Source organism: Phaeobacter cretensis (genome assembly GCF_047372505.1).
Lineage (GTDB): Bacteria > Pseudomonadota > Alphaproteobacteria > Rhodobacterales > Rhodobacteraceae > Phaeobacter > Phaeobacter cretensis.
In genome coordinates this window covers 1641427-1658657 of sequence record NZ_JBKBEU010000001.1, presented here as the reverse complement: position 1 = coordinate 1658657, position 17231 = coordinate 1641427, and the positions used below count along the sequence as shown (strand labels likewise).

At 55.1% G+C, this 17231-nt stretch carries 19 protein-coding genes; 12 read left to right on the top strand and 7 right to left on the bottom strand.

From position 1 onward, the window contains the following. A complete protein-coding gene (locus ACEWZM_RS08045) occupies nt 1-348 on the bottom strand; it encodes an ArsR/SmtB family transcription factor (protein ID WP_414005940.1) in 348 nt (115 codons plus the stop codon). Between the two features lie 96 nt (nt 349-444). Here ACEWZM_RS08045 and ACEWZM_RS08040 point away from each other — a divergent pair, with 96 nt between their 5' ends. From ACEWZM_RS08040 to ACEWZM_RS08015, 6 genes are all read left to right on the top strand, one after another. Further along, nucleotides 445-1341: a DMT family transporter gene (locus ACEWZM_RS08040; protein ID WP_414005939.1), complete on the top strand. Its 897-nt coding sequence runs from the start codon at nt 445-447 to the stop codon at nt 1339-1341. 194 nt (nt 1342-1535) lie between these two features. Next, the gene (locus tag ACEWZM_RS08035; protein WP_414007982.1) at nt 1536-1880 is read left to right on the top strand and encodes an AtpZ/AtpI family protein; all 345 of its coding nucleotides are present in this window, start codon (nt 1536-1538) and stop codon (nt 1878-1880) included. A gap of 27 nt (nt 1881-1907) precedes the next feature. Next, nucleotides 1908-2711 carry a F0F1 ATP synthase subunit A gene (locus ACEWZM_RS08030; RefSeq protein WP_414005938.1) on the top strand — a complete coding sequence of 268 codons (804 nt, stop codon included), beginning with the start codon at nt 1908-1910 and terminating at the stop codon, nt 2709-2711. Between the two features lie 57 nt (nt 2712-2768). Next, entirely contained in the window at nt 2769-2993 is a 225-nt protein-coding gene (locus ACEWZM_RS08025; protein WP_008562443.1) for a F0F1 ATP synthase subunit C, read from the top strand. Between the two features lie 86 nt (nt 2994-3079). Continuing rightward, nucleotides 3080-3625 carry a F0F1 ATP synthase subunit B' gene (locus ACEWZM_RS08020; RefSeq protein WP_414005937.1) on the top strand — a complete coding sequence of 182 codons (546 nt, stop codon included), beginning with the start codon at nt 3080-3082 and terminating at the stop codon, nt 3623-3625. Between the two features lie 4 nt (nt 3626-3629). After that, nucleotides 3630-4190, top strand: a complete 561-nt coding sequence (locus ACEWZM_RS08015) for a F0F1 ATP synthase subunit B (protein WP_414005936.1) — start codon at nt 3630-3632, stop codon at nt 4188-4190. 99 nt (nt 4191-4289) lie between these two features. On the opposite strand, the gene ACEWZM_RS08010 is transcribed toward ACEWZM_RS08015, so the two are convergent. Then, complete coding sequence (locus tag ACEWZM_RS08010; protein ID WP_414005935.1) at nt 4290-5060, bottom strand: FadR/GntR family transcriptional regulator; 771 nt, start codon at nt 5058-5060, stop codon at nt 4290-4292. Between the two features lie 157 nt (nt 5061-5217). Here ACEWZM_RS08010 and ACEWZM_RS08005 point away from each other — a divergent pair, with 157 nt between their 5' ends. From ACEWZM_RS08005 to ACEWZM_RS07990, 4 genes are all read left to right on the top strand, one after another. Further along, entirely contained in the window at nt 5218-5556 is a 339-nt protein-coding gene (locus ACEWZM_RS08005; protein ID WP_414005934.1) for a hypothetical protein, read from the top strand. 123 nt (nt 5557-5679) lie between these two features. Continuing rightward, nucleotides 5680-9135 carry a chromosome segregation protein SMC gene (gene smc, locus ACEWZM_RS08000; RefSeq protein WP_414005933.1) on the top strand — a complete coding sequence of 1152 codons (3456 nt, stop codon included), beginning with the start codon at nt 5680-5682 and terminating at the stop codon, nt 9133-9135. A gap of 58 nt (nt 9136-9193) precedes the next feature. Further along, nucleotides 9194-9661, top strand: coding sequence for a YbjN domain-containing protein (locus tag ACEWZM_RS07995; RefSeq protein WP_414005932.1), 468 nt, complete (start codon nt 9194-9196; stop codon nt 9659-9661). Nucleotides 9662-9724: 63 nt separating this feature from the next. Continuing rightward, nucleotides 9725-10108: a hypothetical protein gene (locus ACEWZM_RS07990; RefSeq protein ID WP_414005931.1), complete on the top strand. Its 384-nt coding sequence runs from the start codon at nt 9725-9727 to the stop codon at nt 10106-10108. A 49-nt stretch (nt 10109-10157) separates the two neighbouring features. On the opposite strand, the gene ACEWZM_RS07985 is transcribed toward ACEWZM_RS07990, so the two are convergent. The 4 genes from ACEWZM_RS07985 to ACEWZM_RS07970 all read right to left on the bottom strand — a co-directional run bounded on the left by ACEWZM_RS07985 (nt 10158) and on the right by ACEWZM_RS07970 (nt 14636). Further along, on the bottom strand, nt 10158-11330 hold the full coding sequence (locus ACEWZM_RS07985) for a lytic murein transglycosylase (protein ID WP_414005930.1): 1173 nt from the start codon (nt 11328-11330) through the stop codon (nt 10158-10160). A 38-nt stretch (nt 11331-11368) separates the two neighbouring features. Next, complete coding sequence (gene cbiB / locus ACEWZM_RS07980; RefSeq protein WP_414005929.1) at nt 11369-12280, bottom strand: adenosylcobinamide-phosphate synthase CbiB; 912 nt, start codon at nt 12278-12280, stop codon at nt 11369-11371. Beyond that, nucleotides 12277-13230 (bottom strand): threonine-phosphate decarboxylase, encoded by a 954-nt coding sequence (locus ACEWZM_RS07975; protein WP_414005928.1) that lies wholly within the window; start codon nt 13228-13230, stop codon nt 12277-12279. The genes cbiB and ACEWZM_RS07975 overlap by 4 nt, the downstream gene beginning before the upstream one ends. Before the next feature lie 431 nt (nt 13231-13661). Beyond that, nucleotides 13662-14636, bottom strand: a complete 975-nt coding sequence (locus ACEWZM_RS07970; RefSeq protein WP_414005927.1) for a glutathione S-transferase family protein — start codon at nt 14634-14636, stop codon at nt 13662-13664. A 326-nt stretch (nt 14637-14962) separates the two neighbouring features. Here ACEWZM_RS07970 and ACEWZM_RS07965 point away from each other — a divergent pair, with 326 nt between their 5' ends. Then, on the top strand, nt 14963-15325 hold the full coding sequence (locus tag ACEWZM_RS07965; RefSeq protein WP_414005926.1) for a hypothetical protein: 363 nt from the start codon (nt 14963-14965) through the stop codon (nt 15323-15325). A gap of 117 nt (nt 15326-15442) precedes the next feature. On the opposite strand, the gene ACEWZM_RS07960 is transcribed toward ACEWZM_RS07965, so the two are convergent. Beyond that, nucleotides 15443-16615, bottom strand: a complete 1173-nt coding sequence (locus ACEWZM_RS07960; protein WP_414005925.1) for a MalY/PatB family protein — start codon at nt 16613-16615, stop codon at nt 15443-15445. 97 nt (nt 16616-16712) lie between these two features. Here ACEWZM_RS07960 and def point away from each other — a divergent pair, with 97 nt between their 5' ends. Further along, on the top strand, nt 16713-17231 hold the full coding sequence (gene def / locus ACEWZM_RS07955; protein WP_414005924.1) for a peptide deformylase: 519 nt from the start codon (nt 16713-16715) through the stop codon (nt 17229-17231).

Here is a 17231-nt window from a genome sequence, read left to right as displayed (position 1 = left end):
TCACTCGAAAGAGTCGTTGGTACTCTGGTCATCTAACTCTGTTTCCAGAAACCGTTCGAAAGCATCCAGATTAACTGGCTCAAACTGGCCGAAACCCTGCATCCAGACAGTTGCCGTGCGCATGGCGTCTGGTTGCAGTTTACACCACTTAACCCGCCCGCGTTTTTCCTGCGTGATCAAACCCGCGCGCGTCAGGATGGTCAGATGCTTTGAAATCGCAGCCAAAGACATTTCAAAGGGATCAGCCACATCGGTGACGGCCATATCGTCTTCCAGCAGCATGGTTAGGATGCTGCGCCGGGTGGGATCCGCAAGCGCGGCAAAGACTATATCAAGAGTGTGGCTCATGTCGACACACCTAAACCGCAACAACCGGGTCGACAATCCCACGCCGAGCCCGGCATATGGCCTGAAAGTAAGATCGCGAATTTGGAGAGGCGCAACATGGCACTAAAATACTGGGTAGCGATCTTTGTACTGGGTATCGGCTGGGGCATGTCATTCATGTTCAACGCTGTTTTGCTGCGCGAGTTGGGGCCTTTGTCTGTTTCAATGGGGCGCGTCGGTTTTGGGGCATTGGGTTGCTGGGTCTATGTGTTTGCAGCCCGAAAGCGCGTTCCAGACACGCCTGGGAGCTGGTTTGCACTGTTCGGCTTTGGGGGGCTGAGCTACGCAGCACCGTTTGCCTTCTATGCTTTGGGGCAACAACATATCGCGAGCGGCGTGGCCGGCATTCTCAACGCCTTTACTCCGGCACTTGCGGTGTTGGTGGCACATTTCTGGCCTGGTGGCGAACGTGCCACCTGGCAGAAATCGATGGGTGTTCTCTTCGGCTTCTTCGGCATTGTTGTGCTATCTTTGCCGTTGATGCAGGGCGGTAGGCAGTCTGAGATCTGGGCGGTGTTGATAACGCTGTGTGCACCTTTGTGCTATGCGTTCTCGGTGAATATCGCCCGGCAATTCCGCGATATGGATCCGGTCGTGCTTGTGGCTATTGCTCTAACCGGTGCGACGGCGGCGATATCGCCATTGGCCCTGTGGGTGGAGGGAACGCCGGTTATCACCCGATTGGAAACCTGGGCGGCGCTGCTGATAATCGGTTTTATCCTGACTGCCGCTGCATTCATCTTGTTTTATTGGGTTCTGCCCAAGGTCGGGCCCACCAACATCACGTTGCCAACTTTGATCGCACCGGTTTCGGCCTTGGCCATGGGGGCCTGGGTGTTGCATGAGCCGATCAAAATTGAACAACTGGCGGGGATGTTCGCGATCCTGGTTGGTCTGGTGCTGATCGATGGACGATTGATGCGCAAGATCCGTGGCAAACCGACCCTTTGGTAAAATCAACCTATTGGTTGAATATGGGTTCGATGTGCGAAATTCGCACCAGTAGTCGACATATGTTAGTCAGGGCAAATATAAAGTTTGAAAAAGTAATTTTAAATCAATGACTTGGATCAACTTCTTCTTTGGGATCTGGGTTGTTGACTCCTAGCCAAGGACTCCTTAGCACCGCACCTAGAATTCACGTGAGGATGGCGCCCGTGTCGCATGAGCCAAACAAGCAGCGCTTGGCGCAGCTAGAGGCCAAGTTGGCAGAGGCGCGTAAGGCTCAAGAGCCCAAGCCGCGCGTAGATGAGCATTATTCAACGGCAAGTGATGCCTGGAGAATGGTGATTGAATTGGTGGCTGGTCTGATGATCGGCTTTGGCATTGGATACGGATTGGACCTTCTGCTTGGGACCATTCCGATTTTTCTGGTGCTTTTCACGATGCTGGGTTTGGCGGCCGGGGTGAAAACGATGCTCCGCAGCGCGCAAGAGATCCAGGAAAAGAAACTGGCCGAAGAGGCCGAACAAGATGCGCAGGACCGGGATTGATCCCCCGGCGACAGGAGAAACGGGACAATGGGTAAACTAATCTTTGGAGCGGCATTTCTGCTGGTACTTGCGTCTGGGCTGTTCTTTGCACCCGCTATTCCGGGTTTGCAGATCCACCCGACTGACCAGTTTCTGATCAAGCCACTGGGTGGCGCAGATGAGCTGAACTTCTACACACCGACCAACGCGACCCTATGGATGGGGCTGGCGATTGTCGCAATCTTTGCACTTATGGTGCTGGGATCCTCCAAGCGTGCAATCGTACCTTCGCGAATTCAGTCGGTTGCTGAGCTGGCCTATGGCTTCATCTACAAGATGGTAGAAGATGTTACCGGCAAAGATGGCCTGAAGTTCTTTCCGTATATCATGACCCTGTTCATGTTCATCTTGACCGCCAACATGCTTGGCTTGCTGCCTATGAGCTTTACCAGCACCTCGCATTTTGCAGTGACCGCTGTTCTGGCGATGTTGGTGTTTGTGACCGTTACCGTCACCGGCTTTGTGCTGCACGGTACCAAGTTTCTGGGCTTGTTCTGGGTCAGCTCCGCACCGCTCGCGCTGCGTCCGGTCCTTGCCATCATCGAATTGATTTCCTACTTCGTGCGTCCTGTCAGCCACTGCATCCGTCTTGCGGGTAATGTCATGGCTGGCCACGCGGTTCTGAAGGTATTCGCAGGTTTTGCAGGCGCGCTGGGCCTGTTCAGCTTCCTGCCGATCTTTGCCATCACCGCAGTGTACGCACTCGAAGTTCTCGTGGCCTTTATTCAGGCTTACGTATTCACCATTCTGACCTGCGTGTACCTGAAGGACGCGCTGCATCCGTCGCACTAAGGCACGGATAGGTCTGAACACTAAGATCCTCAACTTCCAATCGTAAGGAGATACACAATGGAAGGCGAACTCGCACACATCGGCGCTGGCCTGGCTGGCATGGGTACTGGTATTGCTGCACTGGGCGTTGGCAATGTTGCAGCCAACTTCCTGGCAGGCGCACTGCGCAACCCCTCCGCGGCTGCGTCGCAGACCGCAACACTCTTCATCGGCATCGCATTTGCAGAAGCTCTGGGCATCTTCTCGTTCCTGGTTGCTCTGCTGCTGATGTTCGCCGTCTAAGAACCTTCGGAACCATTTTCCTTACGGCCGGGCGGTGTGGATTCCCGCGTTGCCCGGTGTAACGGCAAGTTCCCTAGGAGGACGACATGGCAACTCAGACGCAGGACGCAGGTCACGGTGCCGCAGAGGCCGCCCACGGTTCGGGCGGCATGCCGCAACTCGACTTCTCGACCTATGCGAACCAGATCTTCTGGCTCGTGGTCACGCTCGTCGTGATCTATTTTATCCTGTCGCGCATCGCGCTGCCTCGCATTGCGGCAGTGTTGGCCGAGCGCCAGGGAACCATCACCAACGACCTCGCCGCGGCTGAAGACCTTAAAGCCAAAGCCGTTGAGGCCGAAACCGCTTACAATCAGGCTCTGACAAATGCCCGTGCCGAGGCTCAGCGCATTGCTGCTGAAACCCGTGCTGAAATCCAGGTAGATCTGGATGAGGCCATCGCTAAAGCAGATGCTCAGATATCGGCCAAAGCAGCGGAATCAGAAGCCTTGATTGCTGAGATCAAGGAAGGCGCAATCGCCAGTATCGAAGCTGTTGCGGTTGAAACTGCCGCCGAAATCGTCGCTACCTTTGGTGGCAAGGCTGACGAAAAAGCCGTTGCAGCTGCGGTTGCCGACCGGATGAAGGGATAAGAACATGCGTTCAGTACTCGCTATTGCTCTGACCTTTGGTGTCACAAGCCCCGCCTTTGCAGCGTCTGGTCCATTCCTGTCGATGAGCAACACCGACTTCGTTGTGACGCTCGCATTCCTGCTGTTCATTGGTATCCTGCTTTATGCCAAAGTACCCGGTCTACTGGGTGACCAGCTGGATGCACGTGCTGAAGGTATCAAAAAGGACCTCGAAGAGGCTCGGGCCTTGCGTGAAGAAGCTCAGACTGTTCTGGCATCTTATGAGCGTAAGCATCAGGAAGTGCAGGCTCAGGCTGATCGTATTGTTGCCTCGGCGCGTGAAGACGCAGCCAAAGCTGCAGATCAAGCCAAGGCGGATCTGGAAATCTCGATTGCTCGTCGTATGACGGCTGCCGAGGAACAGATCACCGCTGCTCAGGATTCTGCAGTAAAAGAGGTGCGAGATCAGGCAATCACAGTTGCGATTGCAGCTGCGGATGCAGTGATCTCAAAACAGATGACAGCGACTGAAGCTAATAAGCTGATCGATGCTGCTATCGCTGATGTGAACGCCAAGTTGCACTAAACTTGTCGATACGGACGCGTTAAGAACCCGGCTCATGTAGCCGGGTTCTTTGTTTGGAACATATCTGTTGATGCTGCTGAAACAGGGAGTTTCTGTCGCCTACGGCTTGCCGGTTTCATGTTGAAGCCGTTGCTTTGCGATTTCGCTATTGCGCAGGGAGCGCTGGTGATCAGTCAGGGCTTGTTTTACGTAATCCAGATGAGTTTCGACGGCTGCGCGTGCAGCCTGGGGGTCACGGTTTTGCAGGGCTGAGTTGATCGCGCGGTGTTGAGCGAGGAGCGCATCACGGGTCGTGTGCTGCTGAAACATGATCCGGCGATTGTAGAACACGCCCTCACGTAGCAGATCGAACATGGACCGCATCATATGCAACATGACGACGTTGTGGCTGGCGTCCATTATCGCCGAATGGAACTGCGCATCTAGCGCTGCCGCTTCCTCAGAAGTAGCGGGATCACCTGCCAGTTCCATCTTATCAAAGATAGTCTTAATCACCTGCAGATCGTAGTCAGATCCGTATTTCGCAGCGCGTTCGGCGGCCAGGCCCTCCATGTCACGGCGAAAGCTCAGGTAATCGAATACCGCTTCATCGTGGCTTGCGAACAATTGCACAAGTGCCGGAGAGAACGCGGAGCCAAGTACGTCGGCAACGAATACGCCTGCACCGGCACGTGAGATGAGCAGACCACGTTCTTGCAACTCAGCCAATGCATCGCGCAATGACGGACGAGAGACGCCTAAGCGTTCGGCGAGTTCCCGTTCGGCAGGCAGGCGCTCACCCGGTGTCAGAATGCCCCTTAAAACGAACTGTTCGATCTGGCGTACCACTGACGCAGAGAGTTTTTCGGGCTGAACTTTTTGAAACGGCATGATGTCTGGTCTGTTAGTATGTTTGATTGGTCAAATCATATGACCACGCGCCCTCTACTACCGCAAGAGGCAGCGTCATTCGGCAGACATGGTCTTAAATCCATGTTAGATCTGACATACGGCTAAAGATGCCGATTTAGTTGCTACGGTGATGCCCATGTTAGATCTGATCGGGTCAGCTACTCTCCGGCGCTTGATTGTAATACCTCTTCTTGCTCTATTGCTTGCTGCCTGTAGTTCAGCGAGCCCGCATTTTCAGAGACAATCTGTACAGCGGATTGAGGTTGGGAACAGCATTTTTGATGTTCGCCTGCGCGGATCATTGGCAGAAGCTGTACGGGTCAATCCGCAGTATGCGCCACGTCTTGGGGGGATCCGTCACCGGGCCAAACAAGCGATGGAATTGGCCAGTGGTTGTTCCGTTCGTAATGTTCTGGGGGATCAGGCTCTCTTGGTCGGTCAATTGGACTGTGCAAGCCGAGAAACCGAAAAATAGAAAGTTATCCACAATATATGGTGGCGATATGGTGCTGACCTATAGGATTTGGGGGGCAGCCACATTGACAGTGGTGTAACAAACCCATGACACTTGGACCCCAATGAATCATAGGATATCGGCTTGCGCTTCTCGAAACTCAGACTGAACGGCTTCAAGAGCTTTGTGGACCCAACGGATCTATTGATTGCTGACGGCCTGACAGGCGTTGTCGGGCCGAATGGCTGTGGCAAGTCGAACTTGTTGGAAGCGTTGCGTTGGGTCATGGGTGAAAACCGCCCGAAGGCGATGCGCGGCGGTGGCATGGAAGATGTGATCTTTGCCGGTACCAGTTCTAGGCCGGCGCGTAATTTTGCTGAGGTCAGCCTGCAGATCGACAACAGCGAGCGTCTGGCGCCTTCTGGGTTCAATGAAAGCGATAATCTGGAGATATTGCGCCGCATCACGCGTGATGTTGGCAGCGCCTATAAGACCAACGGAAAAGATGTGCGCGCGCGTGATGTACAGATGCTGTTTGCTGATGCCTCTACCGGCGCGCATTCACCGGCGCTGGTTCGGCAGGGTCAGATTGCTGAGCTGATCAACGCCAAACCAAAGGCGCGGCGGCGGATCCTGGAAGAGGCCGCAGGCATCTCTGGCCTGTATCAACGCCGACATGAAGCCGAGTTGAAGCTGAAAAACACCGAACAGAATTTGTTGCGTGTGGATGATGTGATAGAACAGCTGGCTGCGCAGCTTTCTCAATTGGCGCGTCAGGCGCGTCAGGCTCAGAGATACCGAGATATTGGTGAACAATTACGCCGGGCAGAGGGGATGCTGCTCTATCGCCGTTGGCGCGAGGCCGACGATGCGCGGCTCGAGGCGGAGGATATCCTGCGCACGCGTGAAACTCAGGCGGCCAAGGCGGAAGCGCTGGAACGTGTAGCTGATGGAAAACGGCTTGAGGCAGAGAGCACGCTTCCACCTCTGCGTGAAGAAGAGGCGATTGCGGCAGCGGTTTTACAGCGACTGTTCGTACAGCGGGATGCTCTGACCGATCAGGAAGCACAGGCACGCCAAACCATCGAAACCCTGACCAGCCGCGTCGTGCAACTCGGCCGTGATATCGAACGTGAAAGCGGCTTGAACCGGGATGCTGGCGAGACGATCGAGCGGCTTGATTGGGAGCAGCGTGAATTGGCCCGGGCTTCTGTTGGACATGACGATCGAATGGCGGAGGCTGCGGAGTGTACCCGTGAGGCCGGATCGGTTCTGCAAGCCCGCGAAAATCATCTCAGTAGCCTTACAGAGGATGTTGCTCGGCTTGCAGCTCGGCACCAGTCGGCCCAGCGTCAGCATGAGGATTGTCGCCGTGCGTTGACACGTGCCGAAGAGGAAGGAGGGAGCTCGCGAGAGGCGATGGCAGCTGCCCGCGCAGCATTGGCGGAGGCCGAAGTTGCATTTGAGGCTGGAAGCGAAGCTGAAGAAGAGGCACGCGCGGCCGCGGAAGTCGCCGATGAGGCGCTCATCGCAGCAGATGACGCACGTACTGATACCCAATCACGCGAAGCAGAGGCTCGTGCGCGACGTTCTGAAGCGGAAGGAGAATTGGGGGCGCTGCGGGCAGAGGCGACAGCGTTAGCAAAGCTGGTTGAACGTGACACCGCAGAGGGTGGTCATGTGCTGGACGAAATGCGCGTCGCTGCGGGATATGAAAAGGCGCTTGGTGCGGCCCTGGCAGATGATCTGCGTGCGCCGCTTGCTGAAATAGACGGCCCAAGTGGTTGGGTCACACTGCCACCCTACGACGGTGATGCGACTTTGCCTTCAGGCGCTACACCGCTTTCGTTGCATGTCAGTTGTCCTGATGCATTGCATCGCCGGATTTCGCAAGTCGGCCTAGTTGATGGCGATGTGGCACGGGACCTTCATTCGCATCTGTTACCTGGTCAGCGTTTGGTGACACTAGAAGGCGATCTATGGCGTTGGGATGGTTTCCGTGCATGGGCAGAGGATGCCCCTAGTGCAGCTGCGCTACGGCTTGAGCAGATGAATCGTCTGGAAGCGCTAAAGCAAGATATGGAGCATGTCGGAGCGCGCGCTGACGGGGCACGGGCTGCGCATGACCTTTTAATGCGCAAGCTGGAAGAGGTCACGGCTGCAGACCAGGCTGCGCGTCAGGCACGTCGCGTAGCAGATCAGCGTGTCGCTGATGCAGCACGGGCGTTGAGCAGGGCGGAAAGCCATCGCAACCTGTCTCAAGGGAAGCTGGAGACTCTGAGCATTGCAGTTGCGCGCCACGAAGAGGATGCTGCAGCGGCACGCGCGCAGTTGATTGAGTCAGAAGCCGTGATGGAAGAATTGGAAGACCTCTCGGAAGCACGCGCCAAAGTCGAGGATGTGAAGCACGCAGTCGAAGCGGCGCGTATTACCATGCTCACACATCGATCAACTCAGGATGAGTTGCGTCGTGAAGGTGAGACCCGGACCGCACGTGGGCAACAGGTCACCAAGGATTTGTCAGGCTGGCGTCACAGACTGGACAGCGCCGAGCGACGCATTGCTGAGTTGACCAACCGCCGCGGGGCGACAGAGGAAGAGTTGGAAGAGGCGCTTGCAGTTCCAAGTGAGATTGCTGAGACCCGCGATGAGTTGAATGCTGCCATCGAAGAGGCCGAAGCGCGCAAAGCAGTCGCGTCTGACGCGCTTATCGGGGCCGAAACTCTATTGCGCGATGCAGTTCAAAATGAGCGTGAGTGCGCACGGCTTGCATCAGAGGCGCGCGAAGCCCGGGCACGTTCAGAAGCTCGCTGTGATGCCGCCCGTGAGGCTGTCGGACATGCAGAGGCGCGGATCCGCGAGGAACAGCAGACAGTGCCTGACGATCTGTTGGCCAGTCTCGATACAACACCCGAGGATATCCCAAACTCCGAAGAGCTGGAGGCCGAGGTCAATCGCCACAAACGCCAGCGCGATGCTCTGGGTGCCGTAAACTTACGTGCAGAAGAAGACGCCCGTGCCGTGCAGGACGAGCATGATCAGTTGGTACGCGAAAAGGCCGATCTGGAAGAGGCCGTAACAACATTGCGCGCTGGGATCGCCAGCCTCAATCGCGAAGGTCGCGAGCGGCTATTGACCGCGTTCGAGGAGGTGAACGCAAGCTTCACCATGCTATTTACGCATCTGTTTGGAGGCGGTGAGGCCAACCTCGTTATGGTCGAAAGCGACGATCCGCTGGATGCTGGGCTTGAAATCATGTGTCAACCTCCAGGTAAGAAACTATCGACACTTTCGCTGCTTTCGGGAGGTGAACAGACGCTGACTGCCATGGCGTTGATCTTTGCGGTGTTCCTATCTAATCCAGCGCCCATTTGCGTGTTGGACGAAGTCGATGCGCCACTGGATGATTCAAATGTCACCCGGTTCTGCGATTTGCTCGACGAGATGTGCCGACAGACCGATACACGCTTTCTGATTATCACTCACCATGCCGTAACGATGGCGCGTATGGACCGGTTATTTGGAGTCACGATGCAGGAAAAAGGCGTTAGCCAGCTTGTGTCTGTTGATCTCAAGAAAGCCGAAGCCATGGTCGCCTGACCCCTTGTTCCAGTGCGATAGGCGTTTTATCGTTGCCGCGCCAATGACAGGATTTGCAATGAAACTTCTTTCAATAATTACCGCCGCCGCACTGATCGCTCTCCCTGGTCTGGGGCACGCTGAGAACATCCTTGCAAAGGATGCGACTACGCTTGCGAACTTCTTCGAAACCGAAGGTGTCGATTTTGAAGTCATGGCTGATGATGTTGGAGATCCGAAGCTAACGGTCGACTACTATGGCAACGATTTCTCAATCTACTTCTATGGCTGCGAGGACAACAAGAACTGTGACGCGATCCAGTTCTTTTCTGGTTATCAAACCGATGGTGGCATTCGTCTGGTCAAGATCAACGAATGGAACACTGAAAATCGCTTTGGACGGGCGTACGTTTCGGAAGAAGGGTCTGCGCGAGTGGAACTGGATGTCTATCTAGGCGATACGGGTATGAACCCCGATGATTTTGCCGAGCTTTTAGGCTACTGGTCACGTATCGTTCAGGATTTTGAAGAGTTCATCAACTGGTGATCGCAGGCCCGCTGTCACTGAAACGTGACGCAGAACTAAGTTAAATATCGCTAGGATAGCCGTATGAGATATTCCATGCTGCTGGCCTTTTTTCTTTCACTGGTTGCAAATATCGCGCCTGATCTGCTGTTGGCGCAGCAACGAGAAACGTTGGCCGAAGATCAGCCCTACAGCGCAAAGACACTTGCTGCACTGCCCGGGCGATCTTTTGTGTTCTACGACGAAGGCGAGGCCTTGTTCGGGGCAGATGGAGCTTATTCTTACACCTATTCCGCTAAAAACGGCGGAGGGACAGCCTGGGGCAGTTACCGTGTCGGCGAAGACGGCTATGTCTGCGTCACATTTGTCAACGGAGCGTCGCGGTGCGATCAATATGTGACCAACCGTGCACGCACAGTGGTAATCGACTCTGATGGGCAGAGGTTTCCTGTGCGTGCAACTCGCTAGATTCAGCTATGCAAGCCGCAGGCCGATTTACGCAAACAACATGTGGGGACTAGAGGCGTGACAGGAGCGTCGGGGTAGGCCATGCATCGGCGGGCAGCCCAAGGCGCTCTTGTTCCTTTTGAACTGCGATACGCGTCTTGGCTCCTAGTATTCCGTCGACATGTCCAACATCATGACCGCGCGTCCTTAGCTTGCGTTGCAATTGTTCCATCTGCTTGGATGTAAGGCCTGTATCGGGCGTACCGGCATGATACGGATCGGTGCCCGACAGCCGGGTTGCGAAATACGCTGCGGTCAAAACGTAGGTAAAACTTTGGTTCCATTCAAAATAAACGTCAAAGTTTGGATAGGCGAGGAATGCAGGTCCCTTGTGCCCTTGTGGCAGGATAAGCGCTGCCTTCGTATCGGGATCTGCGAGTCTACCTGAGCGAGGACTGATGCCCAAAGATTGCCAATCTGCTACAGTCTGTTTGCGATAAGCACCGCTAAGTCTCAGATCTAGATTGGCCGGAATTGTCACCTCTTGCATCCAAGGCTCATTCGCGGTCCAGCCTAGGTGTGATAGCATCTTGGCTCCGGACATCAGAGCATCCGGCGCTGACGTCTTGAGGTTTACATGGCCATCGCCATCCGCATCCACACCATTTTCAAGGATATCGCGGGGCAACATCTGCACCATTCCGATTTCCCCTGCCCAAGCACCGGTCGTACGAAGGGGATCAAAATCATTTTGGCGGAATAATTCCAGTGCCGCGAATACCTGTGGGCGGAACAATTCTGGCCGACGGCAGTCATGGGACAAGGTGACAAGCGCATTCAGGGTGTTGAAGTCCCCCTGCACGGCACCGTAGTCGGTTTCAAACGCCCAGAAGGCTAGCAAAACACCCCGATCTATACCATAGGTCGTCTCAATTCGGCGGAACGTAGCATCATATTTGCGAGACATCGCTTTGCCGCGATCCAAGCGGCCTTTGGAAATCAGGCGGCGTGAAAACTCGATGAACGGTTTTTGGAAAACACCTTGAGCACGGTCGGCTTTCAGGACAGCGGGGTCTTGGCGGACGTTCTGAAAAAACCGATTTACAGTGGCACTGTCATACCCTCCTGTCAGTGCTTCCTCTTTCATCAGCTGGACAAAGTTGCGAAATCCACCACCACATTGGGCGTGGACCTGAAGCGGCAGGAGGGTAGTGGCGAGGGCAATAATACTGAAGCGCAACACTGGGGCGTGTCCTTTTCGATGGTGCTGCCCCTTGTTAGCTACAAGAGCGCTACAATGGCAACCGTTAGCGCAAGCCCTAACGCCCAAGTGGCCCATAGTACACTGACAGCTTTGTTTATGCTGTGGGCGCCAGCGCTTCTTGAACCGGATCCGTTGACCCATGGAAATTCTTGCATTTTGCCATCGTAAGAACGCGGCCCGGCCAGCGCGATCCGTAGTGCGCGTGCCATTGCGGCTTCGGGCCAACCTGCGTTGGGGGATCTGTGACGGCGCGCATCTTTCACAATCTCAGACCAGCTGCGCAGTACGCGCCCGACCACAGCGATCATTAGCGCGGACAATCGGGCAGGGATCAGGTTTAGCAAGTCATCAAGCCGGGCAGCAGCCCAGCCAAAGCTGCGGTAGCGGGGTGTTTTGTAGCCAATCATGCTGTCGGCGGTATTCGTGATTTTGTATATCATCAGCCCCGGCAATCCGCCGATCAGGAACCAGAAGGCAGGGGCAACCACACCGTCGGAAAAATTTTCAGCACCGCTTTCAATAGCGGACCGCACGATCTGCGGAGTCGTCATGCCAGTGGTGTCACGACTTACGATCATCGCAACAGCGGTGCTCCCTTCGTTGGGACCGCGGCTAAGGCTACTGGCTACGGCCTCGACATGTTGGCACAACGAACGCTGGGCCAGCAGGATAGCCGCCACTAGAATTTCCACTAAGGGGCCAAACAAGGCCAAGACCCATCCAAGCCAACCCGCGCAGGCAACTAACACGACAATAGCGAGCACACCGCGCGCCTTCCGGTGTTTTCCTGTATTCAAGGTTTGATCAACCACTGTAACGGCGCGGCCCATCAGAACAGCAGGGTGAGGCAATCGTGACCACAGCCAGCGGGGCTCGCCAAAGATTGCATCCAGTAATAAGGCCGGTATCAGCAGGGAAGCAGTTGTCACAGAGCGGCCTCTAGCCGGGTCCAGCCTTCACCTGTCGGTAAACCGAGGCGCAGATAGGTTTTTGAGTATGGAAAGATACGAGTCCAAATATGGGCACGGGCCAGCTGGGCTTGCCATGCGGCAGCATCGTCTACGTCGTAGAGACGAAAAAGATCTGTGCCGCCGACAAGGTTAGCACCTTTTGCGATAAGCATCTCGTCCAGACGCATGGCGTCTTGGTGTAGCCGCGTCCGGGTGGATGCAGCCCAGTCTTCATCTCGTAAGGCCGTCGCGCCGATGCGCAAAGCGGGGCCAGAAACCGCCCAAGGCCCCTGCCATGCGGCGAGATCACCAATCAGGCAAGGGTCGCCAATGGCAAAGCCAAGCCGTAACCCAGCAAGTCCCCAGAATTTGCCAAAACTCTTGAGGATGATAACACCGGGGCGTTCCGCAAGATGCATTAGGCTATCTGTCGGACAGACATCACAGAAGCTTTCGTCGATTACTACCAATGGGGCCTGTACATCATCTGCGCACCACTGATGCCCGTCTGGATTGTTTGGATGAACCAGCACGCGGGCCTCTGCTGGGCCGCCGGTGACCGTTTGCCATCCTCGCGCTTTGAAAGCCGCGGCGTGTTCGTTATAGGTCGGTGGTGTGATGTGAACCCAGCGCGGGTCCGCCAGTGCGGGAATGGCGGCGATGAGAGCTGAAGCGCCAGGGGCCGGTAGGATTGCAGCACCTGACGGCACATTCCAGAACAGTCGCGCAGCGCTAATCAGTTCAGTCATGGCTGCATGGTCTGGCAAAGCCCCCCAATCCGAAGTAGTAAGCCCTTTTACCGGATAGGGCACTGGGTTGATCCCGGTCGAAATATCGACCCAGTCACTGGCTACACCACCATATTCCGAAATAGCGGCGCTGAGGTTGCCGCCATGGTCCCGTTTAGGGACCTCTGTCAGATCCAGCATGCCAGTCATCTTGGGCCTTGAACAAATGAACCAGAACCTAGGGCCAAGAAGAGCGCAAGAAGAGCGCTGGCCCAGTACCGCCGTATGGAACAGCAATCGCGAGAAAGCAACCATAGCGGAATGCGATCAACAATTCGCTAATATGGGGGAGTTTGGAGCCGCTCAACTCTCCTTATGGGTGTTTTGGATGGGCGGCATTCCAAAGTAATAGCAGTAAACCCTGAACGCTTCAGGCCATGTGCGGGTTTAAGTTTGTCGAATCGCCTGGCATGGATAGTCAAAATAGGCGTCGCGGCGGGACAAAATAGCGCACTCTTTGGCGACAACCGTCATGAAATCCGGAGATTGTTTGGCGCATAAGGCGTGCCACGAATGTTCAATTGCCGCCAAGGCGCTGCTTGGCGCCCGCACTATGTCGTGCGATTTGGAGATTAATCGCGACCATGTGGGGCCATCCAGTCGATGCGTGGGTTGGTTGGTATAATCCGATGCGGGTTTATTGTCTCATGGCTGTAGTGGTAGTGGCGTACAATGTGATTCATTCCTACCGTTTCTGCGACACCCAGCCATTGGTATAGGGCCCGCGTGTAGGCCCAAAGGTTGGGATAATCCACCAGTCGCTTCCGGTTACATTTGAAATGCAGATGGTAGACAGGATCAAAGCGCACGAGTGTGGTGAATAGTCGCCAGTCGGCCTCGGTCAGCTTGTCACCAAGCAGGAAGCGATGTTCGGATAAGATGTCTTCCAGCCAGTCCAAGGTGTCAAATAGCGGGTCCACGGCTGCATCGTAGGCCTCCTGAGTTGTGGCAAAACCGCATTTGTATACACCGTTGTTCAGGGTGGAATAGATCCGGCTGTTCACGGCTTCGATTGGTTCGCGCAGCTCCTCCGGCCAATAGTCATCAAGATTTCCTGTGATGTCATCAAACGCACTGTTGAACATGCGGATGATGTCTGCGCTTTCGTTTGAAGCGATAGTGTTTTCTTTTTTGTCCCAAAGGATTGGGACGGTCACTCGTCCCGAGTATTGCGGATCGGCCTGAGTGTAGATCTGGTATGTATGATCGTATCCGAACAGATCATCCCCTGTCGCTCCGTGGTCGTCTTTGGCAAAGCTCCAGCCCTTGTCCAACATATCTGGATGGACGACAGAAACGCTGATGTGATCGGTCAGTTTCTTCAGTTGGCGGAAGATGAGTGTGCGATGTGCCCATGGGCAGGCCAGCGACACATATAGATGGTAGCGCCCGCTTTCTGCAGCAAAACCACCTTTGCCCGTTGGCCCGGCCTGACCATCCTTGGTAATCCAGTTGCGGAACTGCGCCTGCGAGCGTCTGAAAGCGCCACCAGTTGAAGCGGTATCATACCATTTGTCGTGCCAGACGCCGTCAATCAAGAGGCCCATCGTTGTCTCCTATGCGCTGTGGATACGTGTATTGCAGGGTAACCTAGGCGGGGTTGATGTCTGCGCCCATGGCCGTTTTCCGCGCAACCTCCCTGCGCTAATGCACAGGTGATGCCTGCCAGATAGTAGAAGGCACGGCGGCGGCCACCTTCGGCACATCTAAAGAGGTGTCGCAGACAAGGGGCTGAAACGACTCAAAAAGTTCACTTGATTTTATCCTTTCAGAGTTCACTCTTTAGGAGAGACGGGCATCACGCCTGATTGTTTTGGACCGATATCCCCAGATGTTTGGAGCCAAGGCGGGATTAAATCGAAAGGTCACTGCGATGACGACATTTGTTCCCAAATCAGTGCAGGACGCATTGGATGCCGCACGGTTGGATGGCATTAAAGCTAAGAGCCGCTTGCGGGTGGCTGTGGACAGCCACGATTTTCCTGTATTGCGCATGTGGAAAGACGGCTTTTCGGTCGAGGCGGCGGATTCTCCTCAGCTGCGCGGCTTGGTAGACCTCTATGATGGTACTCGGCATCTATCGCAGTGCCTAATCGTTGCTTCCGATGAAGAGGCAGGCGAGATACGATATGAGTTCAAGCGTGCGACACCGGTTTCGGATAAAGCTCCACTGGATTTCTATCGCGCTCCAGACGCGCCTGTGGCTCTGATCACACAGGATGATATGCGGTTCTGAGCATAGTCGGGCGAAACCTGCTATCAGCAAATTGATTCAGAACGGGGACCACCAGATAGTGATCTCCGTTGTAGATTGAGGCCCGGAGATTTCAGTCCGAGCTGTTCTATTAAGCGGTTATTGTAAATCGGAGAAGGCGTAGCGCAGACGCTCGCAGGCTTCTTCAACCCGCGCACGTTGAGTGCCGAGATTGAACCGTAGGAAATTTTCACCGCCGCTACCAAAGCTAGGCCCGTGGTTGGCGGCAATTTTTGCGCCCTGTTCCACACGTACCGTAAATTCCTCGCGGCTCATTCCGGTGCCAGAGAAGTCGACCCAGGCCAGATATGTCGCCTCCAATCGGGTCGAGCGCAGGCCAGGGATTTCGTTCACAGCCGCATCAAAGATCTGTCGGTTACCATCCAGATAAGGCACGAGCTCATCGACCCAGGCGGCTCCTTCGGGTGAGTAGGCCGCGGCTGTCGCCCATTGCCCGGGTGAGTTTGGTGACAGAGCAAGCGCCTGCATCCGGCGAGAGAACTTTGCGCGCAGATCGGGGTCAGGGATAATCACCTGACCAGTGTGCATACCGGCAAAGTTGAAGGTTTTGGATGGGGCCGTCAGCATCAGCAAGCGATCGGTGATATCGGGAGCTGCGTTCTGCATTGGGATATGGGTTGAGCCGTCGAAAACCAGATCGTGGTGAATTTCGTCCGACAACAGGATCAGATCGTGACGCTTGGCGAAATCAGCTACGCCACGCAGTTCTTCTTGTGTCCAGACGCGACCCACCGGATTGTGCGGCGAGCATAGGATGACCATTTTTTCAGACCCGGACATCTGTTCGTCATAGGTCGAAAAATCCATTTCGTAGCGCCCGTCATTGGCGGTCAGTTCACATTCGACCACCTCACGCCCAGCGTTGCGGATGACCTTGGCGAAGGCGTGATAGACTGGAGTAAACACGACAATACCGTCGCCCGGCTGCGTGTATGTTTCCAGGCACATACCGACGCCATTTACCAGACCGGTCGTGGTAAAGATCGCCTCGGGTTCTACCGACCAGTCATGACGGTTTTGCATCCACCAGCATATCGCAGATTTATAGGGGCTATCGCAGTTCACATAGCCGTAGATGCCGTGGTCTGCCATTTCGCGCATTTTGTCTGTTACAACTGATGGAACGGCGAAATCCATGTCCGCAACCCACATCGACAAACCTTCGTCCTGCGGCACATGATAGAGTTCCTCCATCATGTCCCATTTCATGCAATGTGTGTTTTGGCGGTCAATAATCTTGTCAAAATCCATGTCAGAGCTCCGGTTGTTTAGGGGCGAAGCTAACGCCAATCCTGCCATGTGCAAGGGGGGCGTTGCAGGGCGGGCGTCAATGGCCTAAATCAGCGGCATGAAACGACCGATCCTGATCCATCCTGATCCCCGCCTGAAAAAGGTCTGCGCTGCTGTCCCGGACCTGTCTGATGCACTACGTATGCTGGCCGACGACATGTTGGAAACCATGTACGATGCGCCGGGTATCGGTCTCGCAGCGCCCCAGATCGGTGTGATGGATCGTTTGATTGTGCTTGATTGCGTCAAAGAAGAGGATGGTACGGCCCGGCCGTTGGCGATGTTCAATCCTACGGTGGTCGCCGCCTCGGATGACGTTAACGTCTATGAGGAAGGGTGCCTGTCAATTCCTGAACAATACGCTGAGGTAACCCGTCCCAAAGTGGTCGATGTCGAATGGATTGACCGCGACGGAAACACACAACGTGAGACTTTCGACGGCCTTTGGGCGACCTGCGTGCAGCATGAAATTGACCATCTCGATGGCAAGCTATTTATCGACTATCTGAAGCCACTGAAGCGGCAGATGATTACGCGCAAGATGCAAAAACTGAAACGCGAACGTGCACGCGGCTAA